The organism is Labrys sp. HAY1-8F (assembly GCF_056754975.1).
In genome coordinates this window covers 2,624,796-2,645,712 of the sequence record NZ_JBPGWZ010000002.1, presented here as the reverse complement: position 1 = coordinate 2,645,712, position 20,917 = coordinate 2,624,796, and the positions used below count along the sequence as shown (strand labels likewise).

18 protein-coding genes are annotated in these 20,917 nt (G+C 64.2%); 11 read left to right on the top strand and 7 right to left on the bottom strand.

Features of this window, described 5'->3' with window-relative positions; translation table 11 throughout:
- Positions 1 to 154 precede the first annotated feature (154 nt).
- The 10 genes from ACR9ZN_RS21340 (at position 155) to ACR9ZN_RS21295 (ending at position 12,028) form a co-directional block, all read left to right on the top strand.
- Complete coding sequence (locus ACR9ZN_RS21340; RefSeq protein WP_454816419.1) at positions 155 to 1,579, top strand: LLM class flavin-dependent oxidoreductase; 1,425 nt, start codon at positions 155 to 157, stop codon at positions 1,577 to 1,579.
- A gap of 5 nt (positions 1,580 to 1,584) precedes the next feature.
- Entirely contained in the window at positions 1,585 to 2,355 is a 771-nt protein-coding gene (locus ACR9ZN_RS21335) for an ABC transporter ATP-binding protein (RefSeq protein WP_481273124.1), read from the top strand.
- A 9-nt stretch (positions 2,356 to 2,364) separates the two neighbouring features.
- Positions 2,365 to 3,246, top strand: coding sequence for a branched-chain amino acid ABC transporter permease (locus ACR9ZN_RS21330; protein ID WP_434958439.1), 882 nt, complete (start codon positions 2,365 to 2,367; stop codon positions 3,244 to 3,246).
- A 2-nt stretch (positions 3,247 to 3,248) separates the two neighbouring features.
- Positions 3,249 to 4,316, top strand: a complete 1,068-nt coding sequence (locus ACR9ZN_RS21325; RefSeq protein WP_434958438.1) for a branched-chain amino acid ABC transporter permease — start codon at positions 3,249 to 3,251, stop codon at positions 4,314 to 4,316.
- A 102-nt stretch (positions 4,317 to 4,418) separates the two neighbouring features.
- Positions 4,419 to 5,777 (top strand): ABC transporter substrate-binding protein, encoded by a 1,359-nt coding sequence (locus ACR9ZN_RS21320; protein ID WP_454816414.1) that lies wholly within the window; start codon positions 4,419 to 4,421, stop codon positions 5,775 to 5,777.
- A 195-nt stretch (positions 5,778 to 5,972) separates the two neighbouring features.
- Positions 5,973 to 6,740, top strand: a complete 768-nt coding sequence (locus tag ACR9ZN_RS21315) for an ABC transporter ATP-binding protein (RefSeq protein ID WP_481273123.1) — start codon at positions 5,973 to 5,975, stop codon at positions 6,738 to 6,740.
- 346 nt (positions 6,741 to 7,086) lie between these two features.
- Positions 7,087 to 7,848 (top strand): FadR/GntR family transcriptional regulator, encoded by a 762-nt coding sequence (locus ACR9ZN_RS21310; RefSeq protein ID WP_481273122.1) that lies wholly within the window; start codon positions 7,087 to 7,089, stop codon positions 7,846 to 7,848.
- Positions 7,849 to 7,946: 98 nt separating this feature from the next.
- Entirely contained in the window at positions 7,947 to 8,930 is a 984-nt protein-coding gene (locus ACR9ZN_RS21305) for a substrate-binding domain-containing protein (RefSeq protein ID WP_434958434.1), read from the top strand.
- Between the two features lie 202 nt (positions 8,931 to 9,132).
- A complete protein-coding gene (locus ACR9ZN_RS21300) occupies positions 9,133 to 11,028 on the top strand; it encodes a sugar ABC transporter ATP-binding protein (protein ID WP_481273121.1) in 1,896 nt (631 codons plus the stop codon).
- A gap of 25 nt (positions 11,029 to 11,053) precedes the next feature.
- Complete coding sequence (locus ACR9ZN_RS21295; protein ID WP_434958432.1) at positions 11,054 to 12,028, top strand: ABC transporter permease; 975 nt, start codon at positions 11,054 to 11,056, stop codon at positions 12,026 to 12,028.
- A gap of 91 nt (positions 12,029 to 12,119) precedes the next feature.
- Here ACR9ZN_RS21295 and htpG read toward each other — a convergent pair whose 3' ends face one another.
- The 6 genes from htpG to ACR9ZN_RS21265 all read right to left on the bottom strand — a co-directional run bounded on the left by htpG (position 12,120) and on the right by ACR9ZN_RS21265 (position 19,036).
- Complete coding sequence (htpG, locus tag ACR9ZN_RS21290; protein WP_481273120.1) at positions 12,120 to 14,036, bottom strand: molecular chaperone HtpG; 1,917 nt, start codon at positions 14,034 to 14,036, stop codon at positions 12,120 to 12,122.
- 723 nt (positions 14,037 to 14,759) lie between these two features.
- Entirely contained in the window at positions 14,760 to 15,038 is a 279-nt protein-coding gene (locus ACR9ZN_RS21285) for an HPr family phosphocarrier protein (RefSeq protein WP_434959713.1), read from the bottom strand.
- A gap of 251 nt (positions 15,039 to 15,289) precedes the next feature.
- Positions 15,290 to 15,691 carry a PTS sugar transporter subunit IIA gene (locus tag ACR9ZN_RS21280; RefSeq protein WP_068296680.1) on the bottom strand — a complete coding sequence of 134 codons (402 nt, stop codon included), beginning with the start codon at positions 15,689 to 15,691 and terminating at the stop codon, positions 15,290 to 15,292.
- Between the two features lie 295 nt (positions 15,692 to 15,986).
- Positions 15,987 to 16,454, bottom strand: a complete 468-nt coding sequence (locus ACR9ZN_RS21275; RefSeq protein ID WP_454816405.1) for an HPr kinase/phosphorylase — start codon at positions 16,452 to 16,454, stop codon at positions 15,987 to 15,989.
- 10 nt (positions 16,455 to 16,464) lie between these two features.
- The gene (locus tag ACR9ZN_RS21270; protein WP_481273119.1) at positions 16,465 to 18,207 is read right to left on the bottom strand and encodes a stimulus-sensing domain-containing protein; all 1,743 of its coding nucleotides are present in this window, start codon (positions 18,205 to 18,207) and stop codon (positions 16,465 to 16,467) included.
- 130 nt (positions 18,208 to 18,337) lie between these two features.
- A complete protein-coding gene (locus tag ACR9ZN_RS21265) occupies positions 18,338 to 19,036 on the bottom strand; it encodes a response regulator transcription factor (RefSeq protein WP_149253366.1) in 699 nt (232 codons plus the stop codon).
- Positions 19,037 to 19,237: 201 nt separating this feature from the next.
- Between ACR9ZN_RS21265 and ACR9ZN_RS21260 the strand changes: the two genes are divergently transcribed.
- Positions 19,238 to 20,014, top strand: coding sequence for a HugZ family pyridoxamine 5'-phosphate oxidase (locus ACR9ZN_RS21260; protein ID WP_481273118.1), 777 nt, complete (start codon positions 19,238 to 19,240; stop codon positions 20,012 to 20,014).
- 75 nt (positions 20,015 to 20,089) lie between these two features.
- Here ACR9ZN_RS21260 and ACR9ZN_RS21255 read toward each other — a convergent pair whose 3' ends face one another.
- Positions 20,090 to 20,911, bottom strand: a complete 822-nt coding sequence (locus ACR9ZN_RS21255; protein ID WP_481273117.1) for an alpha/beta fold hydrolase — start codon at positions 20,909 to 20,911, stop codon at positions 20,090 to 20,092.
- Positions 20,912 to 20,917: the final 6 nt, after the last annotated feature.

The window sequence follows — 20,917 nt, the reverse complement described above, 5'->3', positions numbered from 1 at the left end:
TCCGGACTATTTTGTATATATTCTCTATAAAAATACTAGACATTTAGTTTGGAGGGCGTTTTCATACGCCCTGACCGATGCGGTAGCCGGGTGTGGCCCCGCCGCTGTTTCAGAGCCGCGGCGCTGCCGCTGTTTTCAGATGTGGAGATTGGGAATGCCCCGCCAGATACGCTTCAACGCCTTCGACATGAATTGCGTGGGCCACCAATCGCCGGGCCTGTGGGCGCATCCGCGCGATAAATCGTGGAAATACAAGGATCTCGACTACTGGCAGGATCTGGCGCGGACGCTGGAGAAGGGCATCTTCGACGGCATCTTCATCGCAGACGTCATCGGTTATTACGACGTCTACAAGGGCTCGAACTACCACGCCCTCCACCAGGCGGCGCAGATCCCGGTCAACGATCCTCTCCAACTGGCGGCGCCGATCGCGCTGGCCACCGAGCATCTGGGCATCGGCATCACCGCATCGACCTCCTTCGAGCATCCCTATACCTTCGCCCGGCGCCTCGCCACGGCCGATCATCACTCCAAAGGGCGCGTCGGTTGGAACATCGTCACCTCCTATCTGGAGAGCGGGGCCAAGAATATCAGCCAGGGCGGCCTGCGCCAGCACAACAACCGCTACGAGGTCGCCAGCGAATATGTCGAGGTGCTCTACAAGCTCCTGGAAGGCTCCTGGGAGGAAGGGGCGGTGCGGCGCGACCGTGAAAACCGCATCTTCACCGATCCCGACAAGGTCCATGAGATCGGCCACAAGGGCAAATATTTCGAGGTGCCCGGCTACCAACTTACCGAACCCTCGCCGCAACGCACGCCGGTGCTCTACCAGGCCGGTGCCTCGGGGCCGGGCAAGGCCTTTGCCGCGGGCCACGCCGAATGCGTCTTCGTGGCGGCGCCGACCAAGTCGCTGTTGAAGGCCTATGTCGCCGATATCCGCCGCCAGGCCGCGGCTGCCGGCCGAGATCCGCGCAAGATCCTGATCTACAACCTCACCACGGTGATCGTCGACGAGACCGAGGCCAAGGCACAAGCCAAGTTCAAGGACTATGAATCCTATACGTCCTATGATGGCTCGCTGGTCTTCCTCTCCGGCTGGAGCGGCATCGATTTCGGCCAATATGCGCCCAGCGATCCGATCAAGAAGGTCGAGACCAACGCCATCATCTCGGTGGTCGAGCATTTCGCCGGCGAGGACAAGACCTGGACCATGGAGGAGCTGGCGCGTTGGGGCGGCATTGGCGGCCTCGGTCCGGTTTTCGTCGGTTCGGCTTCCCATATCGCCGATACGCTGCAGGAATGGGTCGAGGAGACCGATGTCGACGGCTTCAACCTCGCTTATGCGGTGACGCCCGAGAGCTTCGAGGACGCCGTCGGCTATCTCGTGCCGGAGCTGCAGAAGCGCGGGGCCTATCCCACCGCCTACAAGCCGGGCACCCTTCGCGAGAAGCTGTTCGGCGAAGGCCCCTATCTGCCGGCCAGCCATCCCGCCCATGCCTATCGCGACATCGAGGCCGTGAAGCGCCGCGAGGCTGAGGAACGCGAGGCCGGTGTCTCCCGCCTCGCCACCGGACGGTGATGCCGATGCCGGCGCCTCTCCTGCAGCTTCAGGACGTCTCCCTGTCCTTCAAGGGCGTCAGCGCCCTGAGCCGGCTGAGCTTTTCGGTCGAGCAAGGGGAGATCTGCGCGCTGATCGGGCCCAACGGCGCCGGCAAGAGTTCCCTCCTCAATGTGATCAACGGTGTCTACCGGGCCGACGAAGGCGATGTCGTTTTCGACGGCGCCAGATTCGAGGCTATTCATCCCTACAAGGCGGCTCATCTCGGCATTGGCCGGACCTTCCAGCACAATGCCTTGTTCGACCGGTTGAGCGTCGTCGAAAACGTCAAGGCGGGGCTGGCGCGCTGGGGCCGCGCGACCTTTGTGGAGAACATCTTCCGGGTAGGGCGGGATGCGGCGGAGCGCTGGCGCTTCGAAGCGCGGACACATGAGATCCTGGCTTTTCTCGGCCTGGAGCGCCATGCCAACACGATCGTATCCACATTGCCCTATGGCCTGCAGAAGCGCGTCGACCTCGCCCGCGCTTTGGCGGCCTGGCCGAAATTGCTGCTCCTGGACGAGCCCATGGCCGGCATGAACCAGGAGGAAAAGCAGGCGATGAGCCGGCTCATCGCCGATGTGAACGGCAAGCTCGGCACCACCGTCGTGCTGATCGAGCACGATATCGGCATTGTCATGGGCCTCGCCCACCACGTCGTCGTGCTCGATTACGGCCGCAAGGTCGGCGATGGCACGCCCGATGCTGTGCGCGAAAATCCCGATGTCATCGCCGCCTATCTCGGCACGGTTCACTGAGGGATCGCCATGACCTTCTTCCTCGAAACCCTGATCGGCGGCTTGCTGGCCGGTGTGATGTACGGCCTGGTCGCGATCGGCTTCGTGTTGATCTACAAGGCCTCCGGCGTCTTCAATTTTGCTCAAGGGTCCATGCTGCTGTTCGCCACGCTCACTTTCGTGACGCTGGTCGAGCGCGAGGTGCCGTTCTGGGCGGCGATCCTGCTGACCGTCGCGGTGATGGTGCTCGGCGCGGTGCTGATCGAGCGCCTGGTCCTGCGGCCTCTGGTCAATCGCGATGCGCTGACCCTGTTCATGGCGACCCTCGGCCTCACCTTCGTGATCGAGGGGCTGGCGCAGTTGCTGATGGGCTCGGACGTGCACATGCTCGACCTCGGCATTGACGACGTGCCGATCTCGGTTGCGGGCCTCTCGATCAGCCAGTTCGATCTCTTCGTCTCCGGCGGCGCCCTCGTCCTGGTCGTGGTGCTTTCCATCCTGTTCGACCGCACCCGCATGGGCATTTCGCTGAGGGCCGTCGCCGACGACACGCTCGCCGCCCAGTCGATCGGCATCCGCCTGCCGACGATCTGGCGCATCGTCTGGAGCGTGGCCGGCATCGTCGCTCTGGTCGCCGGGCTGGTCTGGGGCGCCCGGCAGGGCGTGCAATATTCGCTGTCGCTGGTGACGCTGAAGGCCCTTCCGGTGCTGATCATCGGCGGCTTCTCCTCCGTGCCGGGCGCCATCGTCGGCGGTCTCCTGGTCGGCGCTGCCGAAGCCCTGGCCGACATCTATCTGGGGCCGCTGCTGCAGGGCAGCGTCTCGACCTGGTTCGCCTATATCCTCGCCGTGGCCTTCCTGCTGGTGCGTCCGGCGGGGTTGTTCGGCGACCGCGCTATCGAAAGGGTCTAGCGATGTCCCTCCTATCGCAATCCGGCGAAGGCCTTGTCCTGACTCAGGGGCGCAGCCTCAATCCCCGAATCTTCGCTGTCGCGGGCGCGCTGGCGGCAGCCTTCGTGGTCGTGCCCCTCCTCGCCAGCGATTACTGGCTTTCCTCCATCATCATCCCCACCCTCGTGATGGGCGTGGCCGGCCTCGGCCTCAACCTCCTGATGGGCTATACCGGGCTGGTATCGCTCGGCTCCGCCGCCTTCATGTCGGTCGGCGCCTTTGCAAGCTACAATCTCCTGCTGCGCGCCCCGTTGCTGCCGCTGCCCGTGGTGCTGGTGCTGGCAGGCCTGATCGCGGCGGCGGCGGGCATCGTCTTCGGCCTGCCGAGCCTGCGCATCAAGGGCTTCTATCTCGGCGCCTCGACGCTGGGCGCCCAGTTCTTCTTCGAATGGCTGTTCACCAACTACAACTGGTTTTCGAATGGCAGCCAGTCCCTCACCGTCTCGGCGCCGCGGCTGCAATTCCTCGGCCATGACCTCTCCTCGGCCACCGGGCGCTATCTCCTCGTGGCGGTGACGGCGGCCGCGCTGATCGCCTTTGCCCATGCGGTGGTCAAGAGCCGCGTCGGACGCGAATGGATGGCGATCCGCGACATGGACACGGCCGCCTCGGTGATCGGCATCCATGTCGCCAGCCGCAAGCTCCTGTCCTTTGCCATCAGCTCCTTCGTCTGCGGCATTGCCGGCGCGCTCTGGGCCTTCGGCTATCTCGGCACGGCGGACGCCCATGCCTTCAACCTGGACAAGTCCTTCCAGGTGCTGTTCATCGTGCTGATCGGCGGCACCGCCACCCTTGCCGGCAATTTCCTCGGCGCAGCCTTCATCGTGCTGATGCCGATCCTGCTCGACCGCCTCGCCCCGCTCACCGGCCTGCAGTTCCTGGCGGACCAGGGGGCGCTCGCCAATATCCAGCACATCATCTTCGGCGTGATCATCATCGCGCTGCTGATCAAGGAACCGGAAGGACTCGCTCGCCTGGTGAGGCGGATCCGCCTGCCGCGGCGGCGATCGGCAGCCACGACCGGGGACTGAACAAGCCTCCCCAACAGATTTGCATCCCGGAAGGGCGGAAGCGTTTTCCGCCAAAGGGAGAGCTTTGCCCTCGAACATCCCAACCGAATGGAGACGAACCGGATGTCATCCTCCCTCATCAAGGCCCTCGCACTGGCGACCGGGCTCGGCTTTGCAGGTGTTGGCCTGGCCGCTCTTGCGGCCGCCGGCCCCGCTGCGGCCCAGGACCACAAGAATGAGCAGCTCTATCCGCTCTTCACCTATCGTACCGGTCCCTATGCGCCCTCTTTCATCCCCTTCGGCGCCGGAAACCGGGACTATTTGACCTATATCAACGAGGTCGAAGGCGGGGTCGACGGCGTCAAGATCCTGATCCAGGAATGCGAGACGGCCTATACGATCGAGCGGGGCATCGAATGCTACGAGCGCTACAAGAACGGTTATGACGGCGCGCCGACGGCGGCGATCTATCCCCACTCCAGCGGCCTGGACGTGGCGCTCACCGACAAGGCGCGCATCGACAAGGTGCCGATCGTCTCGCCGGGCGGCGGCCAGAACATCGCCACCGACGGGCGGGTCTTTCCCTATCAATATCCGCTGATCTTCGACTATTGGAGTGAAGCCCAGATTATCGTCGACTATATCGCCCAGAAATCAGGCGGCTACGACAAGCTCAAGGGCGTCAAGATCGCCACGCTCTATCACGACTCCGGCTATGGCCGCGATACGATCGAGCCGCTTGGCATTCTCGCCAAGAAATACGGCTTCACCGACATCCAGATCCCGGTACCCCACCCCGGCGAGCAGCAGCAGGCGCAGTGGCAGCAGATCCGCAGTGCGGGTGCCGACTGGGTGTTCCTGCGCGGCTGGGGCGTGATGACGCCGGTGGGGATCAAGACGGCCGCGCGCGTGGGGTTCCCGGCCGATCGCATCATCGGCGACATCTGGAGCGGCTCGGAGGACGATGCCCGCCCGGCCGGCGGCGCCGCCAAGGGCTATCTCGCCGTCTCGGTATTTCCGCCCGGAACCGACTACGCTATCCTCAAGACGTTGAAGGAGAAGATCGTCGACGCCGGCAAGAGCGATCTCAAGGACAAGAGCAAGTTCGGCACGGTCTACTACAATTACGGGGTGATCGAGGCGATCACCTTCGTGGAGGCCCTGCGCGTCGGCCACAAGAAGTTCGGAAACCGCCCCCTCACCGCTGAGGAGGGCCGCTGGGCCCTGGAAAACCTCAACATCGATGACAAGCGCATCGCCGAACTGGGCGCGCAGGGCCTGATCTCCCCCCTCAAGACCTCGCCGGCGAACCATAAGGGCGAGACCGTCGCGGCCAAGATCATCCAGTGGGATGGCAAGTCCTGGACCACGCTGACAGACTGGATCAAGGCCGATGTCTCGCTCTTTGCCGAGACCATCCGCGCCAAGGCCGCTGCCTATGCCCAGGAGAAGGGCATCACGCCGGTGGCCGAGACCAACTGAGCGGGCCGGGCCTGCCCGGACACGAAAAAGCACGAACCTTTGTCATGCCTGGGCTTGACCCGGGCATCCAGAAGCCCGGTGCCGAAAGGCTGGCTGCATTGCCGGGGCAAGCCGGGAATGAAAAAGGTCGCGCTTGTTCCGGAATGGCCCCGCTCAACACGACGACGGGACGTCGCCCTCGGGGAGATAGATGCGATGAACGAACCATCCGCGGCGCTGCGCGCAAACGACATTCTCGCCGTCGCAGGCATCGAGGTGCATTACCAGGCAATCCTGGCTGTCAGGGACGTGTCCCTCACCGTCGGTGATGGCGCCGTGGTCGCGCTGCTCGGCGCCAATGGTGCGGGCAAATCGACCACGCTGAAAGCGATCTCCAACCTGCTCGGGCCGGAACGAGGTACCGTCACGCGCGGCAGCATCAACTGGCGGGGCGAACCGGTCAGCCGCCTGACGCCGTCCGTACTGGTGGCCCGCGGCGTGGTGCAGGTGCTGGAAGGGCGCCACTGCTTTCCCCAGCTCACGATAGAGGAGAATCTTCTTTCCGGCGCCTTCCTGCGTCGCCCGGGGCGGCGGCAGATCGCGCAGGATCTCGAGCAGATCTATGCCTGGTTCCCCCGCCTGAAGCACAAGCGCCGCACCAAGGCCGGCCTGACCTCGGGGGGCGAGCAGCAGATGGCGGCGATCGGGCGGGCCTTGATGACCAAGCCGAAACTGGTCCTGCTCGACGAGCCTTCCATGGGCCTCGCACCGATCGTGGTGCAGGAGATCTTCGAGATTATCCGCACGCTCAATCGCGAGCAGGGGGTGAGCTTCCTGGTAGCCGAGCAGAACGCCGCGCTGGCGCTGCGCCACGCCGATTACGGCTATATTCTCGAGAACGGCCGCGTCGCCGCTTCGGGGCCGGCTGCCGACCTCGCGGCGCGCGAGGATGTGAAGGCCTTCTATCTCGGCGGTGCCAAGTAGGTTCCTGAGATTGGACAGGGTTCCAGGCAGAGGCAAATTCTTTACCCTCCCCTGGAGGGGGAGGGGCGACGCGGAGCGTCGGGGTGGGGTGACTCTTCCTGGAAAAAGCGATCTCCATCGTCATGACCAGCGTCATCTCACCCCACCCCGGCCTTTCAGGCCGACCCTCCCCCTCCAGGGGAGGGTAAGGAATTTGCGCTGTGATCCCAGGCTCACCTCGCCACCGTTCCACTCTTCAGACCATTACCCATCTACCGCTTGACACTCTGCCGAAAACTTGGCCTAACTGGTCTGCTGGCTGGTCCAGTAGATCAGATGCCGAGCGTCGTTCCCAAGCGCCATTCCGATGACCCTGCCCACTGCCCTTTCGGTGTTCGAACGCGTGCCCGAGCTGCGCCACGGCGTGGTCAGGCGCAATGTGCGCGAACTCGTCGCCGACAAGATCGCGTCCCTGATCGCGGCGGGCATGCTGCAGGTCGGCGAGACCCTGCCGAGTGAGCGCGATCTCGCCGCGGCCCTGCAGGTCAGCCGCGAGACGGTGCGCGGGGCGCTGCAGACGCTGGCCGCCCGCGACATCATCGCCATTTCGCAAGGCGCGCGCACCCGCGTGCTCAGTGCCGAGGTCGGTTCGCTGGCGATTGGCGCGCGCGAGCCGAAACTGATCAATAGCTACGATATCGAGGCCATCCATGCCGCCCGCCTGCTGGTGGAGCGCCCGGTGGTGGAAGAGGCGGCGCGGCGCATCGTCGACGAGACCCTGGTCATGCTCGACGCCTCGTTGGAAACGCAGTGCAAGGCCCTCGACGATCCCGTCCGCTTCCTGATCTGCGATCGCGAGTTCCACGCCGCGATCTATCGGTCCTGCGGCAACGATCTCCTCGCTGACTTCGTCGTCGATCTCTATTTCTATGCCATGGCGCACCGGCGCAAGGCCGTGTCGCGGCCCGGCGCAATCGCGCAAAGCTGCCAGGACCATGCCGCCATCCTGGCGGGGCTGCACGCCCGGGATCCCAGGGCTGTCGTCGAAGCCTTCGGCATTCATCTCGACCGGATCTATGCCAGCACGCGCTCCATCCTCGAGGAGGAGGCTGCGCTGTCGCACACGTGAAACGGGCCCGTGAAAGAAGGTCCGGTTTCCAAGACAAAGAGCCTGTAACGGCCGGAAGAGAACCACAGGAGCCGCCCGAGGGCGGGAGGGAGGACAACATGAAGAGAAGAACGTTCCTGCAGCTTGCCGCCGGCGCCGCCTTTGTCGGCACCGGCAGCTTCGGCTTCCAGCCGGCGCGCGCCGCCGGCAAGGACATCGTCTATCTGACGCCGGGTCTCGATTTGCCGTTCTGGCGCTATCTCGCCAAGGGCGTCGAATCTGCCGCCAAGGCCAAGGGCTACGGTTTCCAGGCACTCGATTCCCACAACAGCCCGCAGACGCAGCTGCAGAATGCCCAGGACTCGATTGCCAAGGGCGTGGCGGGTATCGTGATCTCGCCGACCGATTCCTCCACCGCGCCGAGCGTGCTGGCGCTCGCCGCCAAGGCGGGCATCCCGGTGGTGATCGGCGATATCGGCACCAATAGCGGCGACTACGCCTCCTTCATCATCTCCAATAACTATGACGGCGCCAAGGGTGTGGGCGAGGCGCTGGCCGCCGCGCTCAAGGCCAAGGGCTGGGAAGGCGGCTCGGTTGGCCTCATCACCATTTCCCAGGCCCGCAAGAACGGCCAGGCCCGCACCAAGGGCTTCCGGGACGGCCTTGCGGCCGGCGGCTGGACCGGCAAGGAGGCGGGGCTGCAGCAGATGCAATCCTATACGACGGACGAGACCTTCAAGTTCACGCAGGACATGCTGACCGCCAATCCGGACATGCGCGGCCTGTTCATCCAGACCGACCAGCCGGCCCTCGGTGCCCTGCGCGCCATCAAGGCGGCACGGCGGGGATCGGACCTGCTGGTCGCGGCCTTCGACGGCATCCCCGAATTCGTCGATCTCCTCAAGTCCAAGCAGATCGTCGCCTCCGGCATGCAGCAGCCCTATCTGATGGGCCAGAAGTCGGGCGAGGCCCTGCTGGCCAAGCTTGCCGGCGGCTCTGTGGAGAAGGAGGTCTCGGTGCCGATCCTGGTGGTGACCAGCGAGAACATCGACAAGGAGCTGCCCATCGTGAAGGAAACCGTGTTCGCCAACGAGATGAAGTGAGCGTTCTTGACGGTGTTCGGGGGCGGTTTGTCATTGCCGGACTTGACCCGGCAAGCCAGGCCGTCGGGGGCTGGCGCCGAAACTCTGGATGCCCGGGTCAAGCCCGGGCATGACAAGCGCGGTGCCATTCTCCTTGCCGATCAGACCATGACTTATTCTCAATCGCCACGCTTTCACACCGGAATACCCTCGGATCGATCGTATGAACGTGCAGCCCACTCTCGCGCCGGCGGAGCCTCTACTGGTTGCCACCGGCATCGCCAAGACCTTCGACCGCACCCGCGCTTTGGCGGGGGCTGGCTTCGAGCTGCGCGCGGGTGAAGTCCACGGCCTGCTCGGCGCCAATGGTGCCGGCAAGTCGACGCTGTCCAAGGTGATCTCAGGCCATGTCAGGCCGGACGAGGGGGACCTCGTCTATCGCGGCCGCTCGGTGCGCCTGCGTTCCACCCGCGACGCGCTCGATATCGGCATCGCCATCGTGATGCAGGAGACGAGCCTGGTGCCGGATCTTACCGTCGTCGAGAACATCTTCCTGCCCGAGCTCGGCCGGCCGGGTCGCTTGTCCTATTCGGCGCTGCATCGGCGCGGGGCCGAACTGCTTTCGGTGCTCGGCCAGGGCGATGCGCTACCCCTCGATGTGGAGGTCCGGCGCCTGTCGGCGGCCCAGCGCCAGCTCGTCGAGATCGCCAAGGCGCTCGGCGTCAACGCCAAGCTGATCATTTTCGACGAGCCGACCTCCTCGCTCAGCCCAAGCGAGGTCGAGCGCCTGTTCGACATCATGACGCGGCTCAGAGCGGATGGGCGCGGGCTCGTCTTCGTCTCGCATCGACTCGAGGAAGTCTTCGCCATCACCGATCGCGTCACTATCATGCGCGAGGGGCGCACGGTGGCGGCATCGCTCGCCACCGCCAGCCTGAGCCAGGCCGAACTCATCCGTCACATGGTCGGCCAGGATGTCGGTGCCATCTATGCGCGGGACGCGGCCGGGACGGCCAAGGACGCCCCGGTCGCACTGGAGGTCAAGGGACTGGCGACGCCGCCTCTGGTGCGTGACGTCTCCTTCCAGGTCCGCCACGGCGAGATCCTGGGGCTGGGCGGCCTGGTCGGCGCCGGGCGCTCGGAGACCGTGGAGGCGATTTTCGGCCTGAGGCCGCGTAGTGCGGGCAGCATCCTCGTCGACGGCAAGCCGATCGATCCGCGCAAGCCTGCGCAAGCGGTGAGGGCCGGCATCGGCTTTGTGGCCGAGGATCGGCGGTCCCAGAACATCGTGCCCGATCTGTCGGTGAAGGAGAATTTGCTGCTCGCCCATCTCGGCGCGCACAAGGGCTTCGGCCTCGGCTATCGCAGCCGCGAGAAGGCCGTCGATGCGCTCCTCAAGAGCCTTGGCCTGCCGCCCGATCGGCTGCTCGACGCCAACATGCTCAACTTCTCGGGCGGCATGCAGCAGAAGATCATCATCGCGCGCTGGCTGCTGCTCGAACCGCGCGTACTGATTCTCGACGAACCCACCAAGGGCGTGGATATCGGCACGCGCGCCTCGATCTATGCCATCCTGCGCGACATTGCCGCCAAGGGTGTCGCCGTGGTGGTGGTGTCTTCCGATTTCGAGGAATTGCTGGGGCTCTCGCACCGTATCGTCGTCATCAGCGACGGCACCAGCGTCGCCGACCTGCCCGCCGATCTGCTCGACGAGGAAAAGCTCACTTTGCTGGCGGCGCCGCGCACCTCGATGGCTGGCAATACCGAGGTCCTGCGCGGCCTCACGGGCGAATGCGGCGGCGCCGGCTTCTGGGCCCTGATCGACCGGGACCGCCTGATCTGCCTCAACCTCGTCATGGCGGACAAGGCTGCGGATCCGGGCTTTGCGGCGGGCGAGGTGAAATCGCTGTCCGCGACCCGCGTCGCCGCGGCGCTTGCCGGGCGCGAACCCGTCTTCACGCCCGAAGCCGACGGCTCGCGCTCGACCCTGCTCCTGCCAATCATCAGCCCGCGCGGGCACGATCTCGGCTGGGTCGGCCTCACTCTGCCGCAGGGTGCTGCCCTGCCATCGCCCGAAATCGTCCGCAGCCGGGTCGCCAAGCTCGCTGCGACGCTCTGACCTCTCGTTTGCCAAGGACCGCCGCATGTCGACCACCACCTCCCCCGATCCCACGCGACGGCGCCTCGGCTGGCTGACGGGGCGGCTCGAAGTGCGCATGCTCGGCCTCGCCATCGTGCTGGCGATCTGCCTGTCGCTGCTTTCGCCCTATTTCCTGACGCGATCGAACATCTTCAACATCCTCGATCAGTCGGTGGTGATCGGCATCGTCGCCGTCGGCATGACCTTCGTCATCCTCACCGGCGGCATCGATCTTTCAGTGGGATCGGTCGCCGGGTTGACCGGCATCATCCTGGGTCTTGCCGTGCAGCAATATCCGCCGGCTTTGGCCGTGGCGCTCGCCATTCTCAGCGGAGCCGGCATCGGCCTCATCTCGGGCGTTCTGATCGCCTATTTCGGGCTCGCCGCCTTCGTGGTGACCCTGGGCATGATGGCGATCGGCCGCAGCCTCGCCTATATCCTCTCCGGCCAGACGGCAATCGCCTCGATCCCCGATTCCATGCAGGCGATCGTCTATACCGACTTTTTCGGCCTTCCGGCCAATGTGCTATTCCTGGCGCTGCTCTATCTCCTCGCCTGGGCTTATCTGACCTACACCAAGGGCGGGCGCACCATCTATGCCGTCGGCTCCAACAAGGAGGCGGCGCGGGCGGCGGGCCTCAGCGTGATGTTCTACTCCATCCTGCCCTATGTGATTTCGGGCGCGCTCTCGGCGGTGGCGATCACCTTCTCGATCGGCCAGATCCTCTCGGCCGATCCGCTGATGGGCAACGCCTGGGAACTCGACGCCATCGCTGCCGTGGTGATCGGCGGCGCCAGCCTGTTCGGTGGGCGTGGCTCGATCATAGGCACGCTGATCGGCGTCCTGATCATGGTGATGATTCGCAACGGCCTCAATCTGATGGGTGTCTCGCCCTTCTGGCAGGGCTCGGCCATCGGCACCATCATCATCGTGGCGCTGCTGTTCGAGCGCCTGATCGGGCAGCGGGCTGGACGGTGAGGCGGGCGGGTCGTCAGACCAGCCTGAATGCTGTTCGTTTGAAAGAGAGAGGCGGGTCCGAAGACCCGCTCCCCAAATCACCCCAAACTCTTTACCCTAGGCTTTTCGCCAGCACCTGCGACAGGCGCTCGGCAAAGCCGGCCGGATCGGTAGGCACCGTACCGTCGAGAATGCGGGCCTCGTCGAGGAGAAGCCGCGTGGCGCTCTCGATGAGGGCGGCGTCGCCGCCGGCCTCACGGGCGGTGGCGAGGCGCGTCACCAGCGCATGGCGCGGATTGATCTCAAGGATCGGTTTCTGCAGGGCACCGTCGAGCTTGCCGGCGCTGGCGAGGATCTGCTCCATGCGCTTGTCCATGCCGCTATCAGGCGCCACCAGGCAGACCGCGCTGGAAGTCAGCCGCTCGGAAGCGCGCACGTCGGAAACGTCCTCGCCCAGCGTGGTCTTGAGATAGGCGATGTAGGAGGCAATAGCCGCGCTCACTTCCGGCGTCTGCTCCTCCGGCTTTTCGGCGAGCGGGATCAGGTCGAGATCGGCGGTGCCCTGCGTCACCGACTTGAAGGGCTTGCCTTCGAAGCCGAGTGCCGAGGTCACCCAGAAGCTGTCGACCGGATCGGAGAGCAGCAGTACCTCGATGCCACGTGCCCGGAAACCTTCGATATGAGGCGAGTTCTCCAGGCGTTTGGCGTCGTCGCCGGCGAGATAATAGATCGCCGTCTGGTTGTCCTTGAGGCTGGCGATATAATCCTTGAGCGAGCGCCATTCGCCGCCGGAGGTCGTGCTTTTGAAGCGGGCGAGGCCGAGCAGGGCGTCCCGGCGCTCGAAGTCCTCGTAGAGGCCCTCCTTCAGGACAGAGCCGAAATTCTCCCAGACCTTCGCATAGGCTGCCGCGTCCGAGGTGGCGAGCTTCTCGAGGTCGGAGAGCACGCGGCCGGTCGCCGCCTTGCGGATCGCCGTGAGCAGCGGGCTTTCCTGGATCATTTCGCGGGAGACGTTGAGCGGCAGGTCGGCGGAATCGATCAGGCCGCGCACGAAGCGCAGATAGCCGGGAAGCAGGTCGGCTTCGTCGGTGATCAGCACACGCCGCACATAGAGCTTCATGCGCCCTTTGCGCTGCGGGTCGAACAGGTCGAACGGGCGCGAGCCGGGCACGAAGGCCAGCATCGTGTATTCCTGCCGGCCCTCGGCGCGGAAATGGATGGTGAGCGCGGGATCGTCGAACTGGCCGGCGACGCTGCGGTAGAAATCGGTGTAGTCCGCTTCGGAAATATCGGACTTCGGACGGGTCCACAGGGCCGCGCCGTCCCCGATCTGCTGTGGCTCGGCGTCCGGCTTGTCGGCGAGCAGGATCGGCACCGGGACATGGCCGGAATGGGTCTTGATCAGCCGCTCGATGGTGTAGCTCTCGGCATAGGATTTGGCGTCCTCCATCAGGTGGAGCACCACCCTGGTGCCGCGGGCGGGGGCCTCGTCGAGGCTGGCCGCTGCCACAGAATAGGAGCCCTTGCCATCCGAGCTCCAGACATTGGCGACATCGCTGCCGGCGCGGCGGGAGAACACCTCCACCTTGTCTGCCACCATGAAGGTCGAATAGAAGCCGACGCCGAACTGGCCGATCAGTTGGGTTCCCTCGGCCTGTTGCGCCGTTTCCAGGCGCTCGACGAAGGCCTTGGTGCCGGAGCGCGCGATGGTGCCGAGAGCCTCGATCATCTCCTCCGCGCTCATGCCGATGCCGTTGTCCTCAACCGTGATGCGCCGTGTGTCGGCATCGAGGGTGATACGGATCGTGCCCTTCTGGTCTTCCCCGAGCAAAGCGGGATCGGACAGGGCCTCGTAGCGCAGCTTCTCGCAGGCATCGGCCGCATTGGAGATCAATTCGCGCAGGAAGACATCCTTGTCGGAATAGACCGAGTGCACCATCAGATGCAGCAGCTTGGCGACGTCGGCCTCGAAGGTATGGCTCTGCGGCGCGGCAATGTCCGGGCCGGCGCTTTCGGCTTCAGCGCTCATGAAAACTCACTCTTGTTTGATGATCGTCTTGGCTAAAGCGTTTTGCGATTTGGTGGAATCAACAAGAATCGCAAAGACGCGTCGGAACGAGAAGTTAGAGCAAATAAGCGTTCACGCTTGAACGCGCTTTGCTCTTGGCGTGTCCGGCAACGGAAACGCCGCTGCACAAATGGACAATCTGGCCGGGGGATTCAAGAGCGGGTTTGAATCTTCGGGTGCACGGACGTCTCGTCCGTTCTTCCTCTCCTGCAAATGCAGCGTTTCCAAGAACGGACGCGCCACATGCGGGCACGTGGCTATGAGGTCCGTGCACCCGGAAGATTGGCGCACAAAAAGAAAGGCCGGCTCCAGAGGAGCCGGCCTTTAATCTCAAGACATGTCGTCAAACGCCACCTCGGCGGACCCGGTCCGACAAAGTCGGGGGGCTGGGGGGCTGAGGTTTCCGGCTTACGCCGGACCGGGTGCCGAGGTAACGAGGAGGAAGGTCGCGCCGGGCTGGGGCGGCCCCTTGGCTGGATTGCGGCAAAGTTGTGACTTTTGGTGAAGTTATATTGCCGGTGTGCGCTGCAGCAAAATTGGCCGCTGCGAAGGGTGCAACCCACGCATGAAAATCCCGCGACGGCAATGCCGGCGGGTATGATGAGGAGAATTGGAGAAATGGGCGGCTACCGCCCTTGTGTCGCCGCTGATACCTTGACGCTGCCAGAGGGGCGCCTTCTACCGTCAGGCTTCCTCGCCGAACTTGTCAGCCAACAGAGTTTCCAGGGCGTCCATGCAAGCCTGGGCATCATTGCCCGACGTCTCGACCACGATGCTGGTGCCGCGCGCCGCAGCCAGCATCATCAGGCCCATGATCGACTGGCCGCCGACCGTTTCGCCGCAGCGCGTTACCTTGACGGTGGCGTCGAAGGCTTCGGCTGTCTGCACGAATTTCGCCGAAGCGCGGGCATGCAGGCCCTTGAGGTTGATGATCGGGAGGATGCGGACGATACCGCCTTCCATCGAGGGAGCGGGAACTGCCTCCGGTTCCTCGCAGGCTTGGCCGTCGGTGCTGTCGGCCTGCATCTGCTGGCCGCCTTGCATCTGCTGCTTGTGCATCGAGGGGGTCTCCGCCTGCATCTGCACCGGGGTGCACCCGCTTGGGGCACTGCTGCCCCAACATTTTGCCCAAGGATTGCTGAATGCGAGCGGTACCGCAAGAGCCGCCTCGGCAAGTTTCTGGCCGCGGCCAGCATAGTTAAGCGAACGTCGAATCATTGGCCTGACAACACACGACTGGCAATATTGATATATTTCCTGCCTGCCTCTTGGGCGCGCGTGACCGCCTCGGCGAGGGGAACCTCGCTGCGCAGCCGCGCCAGTTTGACGAGCATGGGAAGGTTGATGCCGGCCACGACCTCGATGGAGGGGCCGCTCATCACGGAAATCGCCAGATTTGAAGGTGTTCCTCCGAACATATCCGTGAGAACCGCCACGCCGGAGCCGTCTTCGACCCGGCCGATGGCATCGATGATGTCGCGGCGTCGTTGCTCGACATCGTCTTCGGGGCCGATATCGATGGCCTCGACATTGCGCTGCGGCCCCACGACGTGCTCGAGGGCCGACAGGAACTCGGTTGCGAGATGACCATGCGTGACAAGCACCATGCCGATCATAGGATGATCCGCATTGAATCTTTCCGGTCGCCGTCGCTATCGCGACAACTATCCAGGTCCGTTTCGCTTTCGCGCCACCCGGTGTTGAGCAAAATGAGACGACGCCTCCGCAACGCACGGCCAGGATGCCCTTCGGACACCCTGCAACCCGTAGCTCCGAGCGCTGATATTATTCCCGCGCTGCACAAAAACAAGCCTCTGTCCGGCTCACATTGTCGCAGTCTCGTCACATCACGGCCATAGGCGTCAATGTTTCGTTAACGGAGCCAGGGGCGGTTCGTGCCCAAAAATCAGCTCAAACCGGCGGCAATTGCGGCAGGATTGCCTCGATCAGGGCGACAGCTCCGTGAAAATCGCGCGGAACCGGCAAATAGGGCAAGTTCACGCCCTTCAGGCGGATGTGCCGAATTTTTTTGCTGGGGATGACGATCTCTGCGTCATCGTCGAGAATATCCACAATCAGGCTGACCGGCGCCGAGGGTTGCCAGTCGATCCGTTCGATGCCCGAATCCCGCAGGCCGGTGGTGCGCCGTTCGATCAGGCCGGCGATGGTTGATGGCACGGAGGCGATCAGCTTGCCGTCGACGGGTTCGAGATAGACGCGGTCGTCACCCACCAGGCGGGCCTGGCGGCCGCGAGCCGGCGCCGTCTCGATGAAATGCAGGGCCAGGCGGCTCTTGCCGGCGCCGGAGTCGCCGCGCAGCAAGATACCCTGCCCGTCGATGACGAAGCAGGTGGCATGCACGGTCGGCGAGGTTGGCATGGCTAAGGGCCTAAGCCTGCGCGGCCGGCAGGCGCGCCACGAAACGGGCGCCGAGCACCTTGTCGCCATCCTTGCGGTTCTCGACCCAGAGCTTGCCGCCATGGGCCTCGATGATCTGCTTGGAGATGGACAGGCCGAGGCCCGAATTCTGGCCGAAGCCCTGCTCCTCGGGGCGGTCGGTGTAGAAGCGCTCGAAGATCCGCTCGATGGCGTGGTCCGGCACGCCCGGTCCGTCATCCTCCACCGTGATTTCGACGTCGTTCTTGTTTCGCCGCAATTCGACCCGTACTTCGCCGTTCTCGGGCGAGAAGGAGCGGGCATTGTCGACGAGATTGTTGATGACCTGGCCGAGCCTGGAATCGTGGCCGCTGATGAAGAGGGCCGTCGGCGGCAGGCCTGTCGGCATCGACAGGCGCACCGTGACCCCGTCCTCGCGCTCGACGCTGTTGAACACGTCGGTAAGGGCGGTGAGCAACCTGACGAGGTCGACGGGTTCGGCGCCGGAACGCAGCAGCTCGGCATCGAGGCGAGAAGCGTCGGAGATGTCCGAGATCAGGCGGTCGAGCCGGCGGACGTCGTGCTGGATCACCTCGAGCAGCCGGGTGCGCGAGGTGTCGTTGCGGGCGAGCGGCAGGGTTTCGACGGCCGAACGCAGCGAGGTCAGCGGGTTCTTGAGTTCGTGGGCGACATCGGCGGCGAAGCTCTCGATCGCCTCGATGCGCTTGAACAGCGCGTTGGTCATGTCGCGCAGGGCGCCGGAGAGATGGCCGATTTCGTCGGAGCGCTCGGTGAAATCGGGGATTTCCTGGCGCGATTTCACACCGTAGCGCACGCGCTCGGCTGCCCGCGCCAATTGGCGGATCGGGCCGGCGATGGTGCTCGCCAGCAGGATCGACAGGATCACCATCACCACGGCGGCGACCGCGAAGACACGCAGGATGGCGAGGCGCTCGGCTGTGACGATCTCGTCGATCTCGCCGGGACGCGTGGAGAGCAGCAGCACGCCCAGCACCGATTTGAAGCGCTGGATCGGCACCGCTACCGACACGATGGATTCATTCTGCTCGTTGATGCTCACCTGGGTGGAGGGAGCGCCGTCGAGCGCCGTTATCACCTCCGGATAGCCCTTGCCGTTCTGGTTGCCCAGTTCCTTGTAGAGCGGGGCATCGGAACGGAAGAGGTAGCGCTTGACCGTGTTCCAGACGCGCTCCGCCAGGTTCGGTTCCTGCTTGGGCTGCGGCAGGTCGGTGCGGACGATGTCGGAATAGATGAACAGGGCCCGGGAATCGATGACCAGATTGCCGTCGCGATCATAGACCCGGGCGCGCAATTTCGTCGGCGAGATCAGGCGCCGCATCAAGGGCGCGACCTTCTCGGGATTGATCGGAAAATCGAGCGAGCTTGCGTCGTCGCTGTCGTCCTCGCCCGCCGCCTGCTGTTCCAGCAGCTTTTCCGGATCGATGCGGATCGAGCCGGTCTCGACGGAGGCCGATGCGGCCACGGCGCTCGCCATGATCTCACCCTGGGTGAGCAGGGCCTGCACACGCGCGTCGATCAGGCCTTCGCGGAACTGGTTGAGATAGAAGATGCCGACGACCAGGGCGACCAGGCCGGCCAGGTTCAGCACAACGATGCGCCGCGTCAGGCTCGAGAAGGTCTGCACGGTGATGGCGCGCAGGGCCAGCCGCAAACGCCGCCGGATGATTGATCTCGATTTCAGGTGCTCGGATTGGTGCGCGCGCTCGGGGCTCATCGGATCTGGTACGAAATTCTATCGAGAGGAGCGCGAAAGCCTGTTTCACGGCATGAAGAAGGCATCGTTTGACAGAGTGGCCTTCTCCGTTGCGCGGAGAAGGCCCTCGGAACTGGCCGGGAGGAAAGCCTCACGCTTCCTTGAAACGATAGCCGACGCCATAGAGCGTTTCGATCATCTCGAAATCGTCGTCGGCCTGCTTGAACTTCTTGCGCAAGCGCTTGATGTGGCTGTCGATGGTGCGATCGTCGACATAGACCTGATCGTCATAGGCCGCATCCATCAGGGCGTTGCGGCTCTTGACCACGCCCGGGCGCTGGGCCAGGGCGTGCAGGATGAGGAACTCGGTGACGGTGAGCACCACGGCCTCGCCCTTCCAGGTGCAGGTATGGCGCTCGGGATCCATGCGCAGCAGACCGCGTTCCAGGATCTTGGCGTCCGAGGCCTTGGCGGCGGCGGCATCCTTGGGCTGGAAACGGCGCAGGACCGCCTTCACGCGCTCCACCAGCAGGCGCTGCGAGAAGGGTTTGCGGATGAAATCGTCGGCGCCCATCTTCAGGCCGAACAATTCGTCGATCTCCTCGTCCTTGGAAGTGAGGAAGATCACCGGCAGCTCGGACTTCTGGCGCAGGCGACGCAGCAGCTCCATGCCGTCCATGCGGGGCATCTTGATGTCGAAGATGGCGAGGTCCGGCGGATTGGCCTTCAAGCCGTCCAGGGCCGACATGCCGTCATTGTAGGTCTGGATGCGATAGCCTTCCGCCTCCAGCGCGATGGAAACTGAGGTCAGAATGTTGCGGTCGTCATCGACCAGCGCAATCGTCGGCATTGCAATCCTTTCATGACGCGGTGTAACCGCCAAAGGCTATTATGATGCTTTGCGCGGCAAATCACCATACTTGCCTTGCCATTCTACGCCTAAACCGGCGGAAGTGTGACAATTATCGGTTCAAAACGGTACTTCTTGTTGCTAGTCGGCAGCAAAACGGCATTTTCGTATCTTCTCAATCCAACCGAGTCTTCTAGAGCGATGTCTTCGAGCGATACCACGCGTCTGCCCGGCCAGCCGGTCCCGGCGAACCAGCCTGCCGATTTCGAGCCCGTCACGGAGGCCAAGACGCTGTTGCGGCGTGTCCGCGCCGGCGCGCTGGCGACGCTCGATTCGGCCGACGGCTCCCCCTTCGCCAGCCTCGTCAACGTCGCCACCGACTTCGACGCTGCGCCGCTGCTGCTCCTGTCGAAACTGGCGGCCCACCGCACAAATATCGAGAAGGATGCACGTATTTCCCTGTTGCTGAGCGAAGGCGGCAAGGGCGATCCGCTCGCCCATGCCCGCTTGACCGTGAAAGGACTGGCCGAGATCGTCGAGGAGGAGGGCGCCAAGGCTCGCTGCAAGGCCCGCTTCCTCGCCCGACACCCCAAATCAGCGCTCTATGCCGATTTTCCCGATTTCAGCTTCTTTCGCGTGACAGTAAGCGGTGGCCATCTCAATGGCGGTTTTGCGCGTGCTGCGCTGCTGTCGGCCGAGGAACTCCTCAGCGATGTCGCCGGCGCCGAGGCCCTGCGCACGGCGGAGGCAGGGGCGATCGAGCATATGAACGCGGACCATGCCGACGCGGTCAGGCTCTACGCTACCAAGCTGCTCGGTGGCCGCGAGGGGCCGTGGCGCATCACCGGCATCGATCCCGAAGGCCTGGATCTCGCCTTTGCCGACGACACGCTGCGCCTTGTCTTCGACAAGCCCGTCCTGGACGCCACGGCCCTGCGGTTGGCCCTGGTGCACCTGGCCGAGAAGGCGCGAGGCTGAGGGCAGGCAGAAAGAACCGCAACAAAACCTTCTCCCGCGAGGGGAGAAGGTTTTCTGCGTCTTTTCCGGCTTGCATCACCCCTTGATGAAGGCGAGCAGGTCGGCGTTGAACTGGTCCTGCTGCGTCAGGGTCAGGCCGTGCGAACCGCCCGGATAGACCTTGAGGGTGGCGTTGGGGATGAGCTTGACCGATAGATGTGCGGCAGCGCCGATCGGCACGATCTGGTCGTCGTCGCCATGAATGATCAGGGTCGGCACGTCGATCTTCTTCAGATCTTCGGTGAAATCGGTCTCCGAGAACTGCTTGATGCAGTCGAGCTGGCCCTTGAGGCCGCCCAGCATGCCCTGCAGCCAGAAGGATTCGCGCGCACCCTCGGAAACCTGCGCACCCGGACGGTTGTAGCCGTAGAAGGGCAGGGTCAGGTCCTTGTAGAACTGCGAGCGGTTGTCGAAGGTGCCCTTGCGGATGCCGTCGAAGACTTCGATCGGCAGGCCGCCGGGATTGGCGTCGGTCTTCAGCATCAGGGGCGGCACGGCGCCGACCAGCACGGCCTTGGCGACGCGCTTGGTGCCGTGGCGGCCGAGATAGCGGGTAACTTCGCCGCCGCCGGTGGAGTGGCCGACGAGAACGGCATCCTTGAGGTTCAGTTCCTCTATAAGTTCGGCGAGATCGTCGGCATACTGGTCCATGTGGTTGCCGTTCCAGGTCTGGGTCGAGCGGCCATGGCTGCGGCGATCATGCGCGATCACCCGGTAGCCATGCTGTCCGAGGAACACCATCTGGGCGTCCCAGGCATCCGCGCTCAGAGGCCAGCCATGCGAAAACACCACGGCCTGCCCGCTGCCGAAATCTCGATAGTAGATCTGAGTGCCGTCTTCGGTGGTGATCGTGCTCATCGTCCG

Coding starts and splice junctions, on each gene's coding strand:
- htpG (WP_481273120.1), bottom strand. CDS start 14,036: ATGAGCGCTGAAGCCGAAAGCGCCGGCCCGGACATTGCCGCGCCGCAG.
- ACR9ZN_RS21260 (WP_481273118.1), top strand. CDS start 19,238: ATGTCTTCGAGCGATACCACGCGTCTGCCCGGCCAGCCGGTCCCGGCG.
- ACR9ZN_RS21335 (WP_481273124.1), top strand. CDS start 1,585: ATGCCGGCGCCTCTCCTGCAGCTTCAGGACGTCTCCCTGTCCTTCAAG.
- ACR9ZN_RS21275 (WP_454816405.1), bottom strand. CDS start 16,454: ATGCCAACCTCGCCGACCGTGCATGCCACCTGCTTCGTCATCGACGGG.
- ACR9ZN_RS21310 (WP_481273122.1), top strand. CDS start 7,087: ATGACCCTGCCCACTGCCCTTTCGGTGTTCGAACGCGTGCCCGAGCTG.
- ACR9ZN_RS21330 (WP_434958439.1), top strand. CDS start 2,365: ATGACCTTCTTCCTCGAAACCCTGATCGGCGGCTTGCTGGCCGGTGTG.
- ACR9ZN_RS21265 (WP_149253366.1), bottom strand. CDS start 19,036: ATGCCGACGATTGCGCTGGTCGATGACGACCGCAACATTCTGACCTCA.
- ACR9ZN_RS21300 (WP_481273121.1), top strand. CDS start 9,133: ATGAACGTGCAGCCCACTCTCGCGCCGGCGGAGCCTCTACTGGTTGCC.
- ACR9ZN_RS21295 (WP_434958432.1), top strand. CDS start 11,054: ATGTCGACCACCACCTCCCCCGATCCCACGCGACGGCGCCTCGGCTGG.
- ACR9ZN_RS21305 (WP_434958434.1), top strand. CDS start 7,947: ATGAAGAGAAGAACGTTCCTGCAGCTTGCCGCCGGCGCCGCCTTTGTC.
- ACR9ZN_RS21255 (WP_481273117.1), bottom strand. CDS start 20,911: ATGAGCACGATCACCACCGAAGACGGCACTCAGATCTACTATCGAGAT.
- ACR9ZN_RS21340 (WP_454816419.1), top strand. CDS start 155: ATGCCCCGCCAGATACGCTTCAACGCCTTCGACATGAATTGCGTGGGC.
- ACR9ZN_RS21315 (WP_481273123.1), top strand. CDS start 5,973: ATGAACGAACCATCCGCGGCGCTGCGCGCAAACGACATTCTCGCCGTC.
- ACR9ZN_RS21270 (WP_481273119.1), bottom strand. CDS start 18,207: ATGAGCCCCGAGCGCGCGCACCAATCCGAGCACCTGAAATCGAGATCA.
- ACR9ZN_RS21285 (WP_434959713.1), bottom strand. CDS start 15,038: ATGGAAGGCGGTATCGTCCGCATCCTCCCGATCATCAACCTCAAGGGC.
- ACR9ZN_RS21320 (WP_454816414.1), top strand. CDS start 4,419: ATGTCATCCTCCCTCATCAAGGCCCTCGCACTGGCGACCGGGCTCGGC.
- ACR9ZN_RS21325 (WP_434958438.1), top strand. CDS start 3,249: ATGTCCCTCCTATCGCAATCCGGCGAAGGCCTTGTCCTGACTCAGGGG.
- ACR9ZN_RS21280 (WP_068296680.1), bottom strand. CDS start 15,691: ATGATCGGCATGGTGCTTGTCACGCATGGTCATCTCGCAACCGAGTTC.